This window comes from Scandinavium sp. (genome assembly GCF_032012665.1).
GTDB lineage: Bacteria > Pseudomonadota > Gammaproteobacteria > Enterobacterales > Enterobacteriaceae > Scandinavium.
This window is the reverse complement of sequence record NZ_DALZVG010000056.1, coordinates 1-3,366: the sequence shown is the minus strand read 5'-3', so window position 1 is coordinate 3,366 and position 3,366 is coordinate 1. Positions and strand designations below refer to the sequence as shown.

The 3,366-nt window shown below is 48.4% G+C and carries 1 tRNA gene and 2 rRNA genes; all 3 read left to right on the top strand.

Annotation, left to right across the window (positions count from 1 at the left end):
- Positions 1-114: 114 nt before the first annotated feature.
- The 3 genes from RTU33_RS21715 (at position 115) to RTU33_RS21705 (ending at position 3,366) form a co-directional block, all read left to right on the top strand.
- Positions 115-3,019 (top strand): 23S ribosomal RNA (locus RTU33_RS21715).
- A gap of 148 nt (positions 3,020-3,167) precedes the next feature.
- A 5S ribosomal RNA gene (rrf, locus tag RTU33_RS21710) occupies positions 3,168-3,285 on the top strand.
- 6 nt (positions 3,286-3,291) lie between these two features.
- Positions 3,292-3,366 (top strand) — tRNA-Glu (locus tag RTU33_RS21705).

Genomic DNA, 3,366 nt, shown 5'->3' with positions numbered 1-3,366 from the left:
ATATATTGTTAAACCTTTAAATTTAAAGATAAAACAATTTCGTCAAGAATTTTAATTTGAATTCTTTGTAGAATGAAAATCTAATCTTAATCGCTTAAGATTAGTAAATGAATAGGTCAAGCTACAAAGGGCGCATGGTGAATGCCTTGGCACTAGGAGCCGAAGAAGGACGCGATAAGCTGCGATAAGCTTTGGGTAGGCGCAAATAGCCAGTGATCCAGAGATTTCCGAATGGGGAAACCTACATAGTTAACACTATGTACTGTGCACTGAATAAATAGGTGTATGGAGGTAAACCCGGGGAACTGAAACATCTAAGTACCCGGAGGAAGAGAAAGAAACATCGATTTCCAAAGTAGCGGCGAGCGAAATGGAAAGAGCCCAAACCTAAGCCTTTGGCTTAGGGGTTGAGGACAGAACATAAATGCACAAATTTTTTAGTCGAAGACAGCTGGAAAGCTGCTCCGCAGAAGGTAATAGGCCTGTAGACAAAAAGAAATGAGTGAAAGTTCTGATCCAGAGTACCACGAGACACGTGAAACCTTGTGGGAAGCAGGGAGGACCACCTCCCAAGGCTAAATACTACCTAGTGACCGATAGTGAAGAAGTACCGTGAGGGAAAGGTGAAAAGAACCCCGGAAGGGGAGTGAAATAGAACCTGAAACCGTGTGCCTACAACCGGTCGAAGCACTTTATATGTGTGACGACGTGCTTTTTGTAGAACGAGCCAACGAGTTACGATATGTAGCGAGGTTAAGTACTTAAGGTACGGAGCCGAAGGGAAACCGAGTCTGAATAGGGCGCATAGTTGCATGTCGTAGACCCGAAACCGGGTGACCTATCCATGGCCAGGATGAAGCGACAGTAAAATGTCGTGGAGGTCCGAACCACGTTGGTGTTGAAAAACCATGGGATGAGCTGTGGATAGCGGAGAAATTCCAATCGAACTCGGAGATAGCTGGTTCTCCTCGAAATAGCTTTAGGGCTAGCGTCGGTTAATTGAGTAATGGAGGTAGAGCACTGAATAGGCTAGGGGGCATAACGCTTACTGAACCTTATCAAACTCCGAATGCCATATACTTTTATTCCGGCAGTCAGACTGCGAATGATAAGATCCGTAGTCAAAAGGGAAACAGCCCAGACCATCAGCTAAGGTCCCAAAGTGTAAGTTAAGTGGTAAAGGATGTGGGATTTCTAAGACAACTAGGATGTTGGCTTAGAAGCAGCCACTCATTTAAAGAGTGCGTAATAGCTCACTAGTCAAGAGATCCCGCGCCGAAGATGTCCGGGGCTAAAACTTACCACCGAAGCTATGGATGTGTACTACGTACACGTGGTAGAGGAGCTTTCTGCATTGGCTGAAGTCGTACCGAAAGGAGCGGTGGACGATGCAGAAGTGAGAATGTTGGCATAAGTAGCGAGAGCTAGGTGAGAATCCTAGCGGTCGAAAACCTAAGGTTTCCTGAGGAAGGCTCGTCCTCTCAGGGTTAGTCGGGACCTAAGCCGAGGCCGAAAGGCGTAGGTGATGGACAACGGGTTGATATTCCCGTACCACTTGCAGACGTTATTACAAATGGGGTGACGCAGGAGGATAGGTTGTGCATACTATTGGATGTATGTTCAAGCATTTAGGAGTAGCTAGTAGGCAAATCCGCTAGCCGAATCTGAGGTGTGATGAGGAGCTCAATAGAGCGAAGTAACTGATTCCACGCTGCCAAGAAAAGCCTCTATGGAGGAAGCAAGTGCCCGTACCGCAAACCGACACAGGTAGGTGAGGAGAGAATCCTAAGACCATCGGAAGAACTGCTGTTAAGGAACTCGGCAAATTGACCCCGTAACTTCGGGAGAAGGGGTGCCTACGCAAGTAGGTCGCAGAGAATAGGCCCAAGCAACTGTTTAGCAAAAACACAGGTCTCTGCTAAAGCGAAAGCTGATGTATAGGGGCTGACGCCTGCCCGGTGCTGGAAGGTTAAGGGGAATGCTTAGCGCAAGCGAAGGTATGAACTTAAGCCCCAGTAAACGGCGGCCGTAACTATAACGGTCCTAAGGTAGCGAAATTCCTTGTCGGGTAAGTTCCGACCCGCACGAATGGCGTAATGATTTGGGCACTGTCTCAACAGCAAATCCGGCGAAATTGTAGTACCAGTGAAGATGCTGGTTACCCGCGATTGGACGGAAAGACCCCGTAGAGCTTTACTGTAGTTTAGCATTGAGTTTCGGTATTGTCTGTACAGGATAGGTGGGAGGCTGAGAAACAGGACCGTCAGGTTCTGCGGAGCCATCCTTGGGATACCACCCTGACAGTACTGGGATTCTAACTGGAGGCCATGAAACTGGTCACAGGACATTGCTAGATGGGCAGTTTGACTGGGGCGGTCGCCTCCAAAAAAGTAACGGAGGCGCCCAAAGGTTCCCTCAGCGCGGTCGGAAATCGCGCGAAGAGTGCAAAGGCAGAAGGGAGCCTGACTGCGAGACCTACAAGTCGAGCAGGGACGAAAGTCGGGCTTAGTGATCCGGTGGTTCCGCATGGAAGGGCCATCGCTCAACGGATAAAAGCTACCCCGGGGATAACAGGCTTATCTCCCCCAAGAGTTCACATCGACGGGGAGGTTTGGCACCTCGATGTCGGCTCATCGCATCCTGGGGCTGAAGTAGGTCCCAAGGGTTGGGCTGTTCGCCCATTAAAGCGGCACGCGAGCTGGGTTCAGAACGTCGTGAGACAGTTCGGTCCCTATCCGTCGCGGGCGTAGGAAATTTGAAGGGAGCTGTCCTTAGTACGAGAGGACCGGGATGGACAGACCTCTGGTGCACCAGTTGTCACGCCAGTGGCACAGCTGGGTAGCTATGTCTGGAAGGGATAAACGCTGAAAGCATCTAAGCGTGAAGCCCACCCTAAGATGAGATTTCCCATAACGTAAGTTAGTAAGACTCCTGGAAGACCACCAGGTTGATAGGTGAGGGGTGTAAGCATGGTAACATGTTCAGCTGACTCATACTAATAAGTCGAGGGCTTGATCTAAATAAAGACGAAATAAATTTCACTGTGTAATTTTGAGAGAACATTTAACCAATGTTTTCAATTCTATAAATTTGATAGAAGAATACAAACTGTTAAAACAGTTTGCATAAGTGACCATCACAAAAATGAATTTTTGGATGTCTACTTATCTGGTAATTATGCTTTTGATGGATACACCCGTTCCCATACCGAACACGAAGGTTAAGCATCAAGAGGCCGATAGTACTGCACGGGAAGCTGTGTGGGAGGGTAGGTTGTTGCCAGGTCAATATGGCTCCTTGGTCAAGCGGTTAAGACACCACCCTTTCACGGTGGTAACAGGGGTTCGATTCCCCTAGGAGTCACCA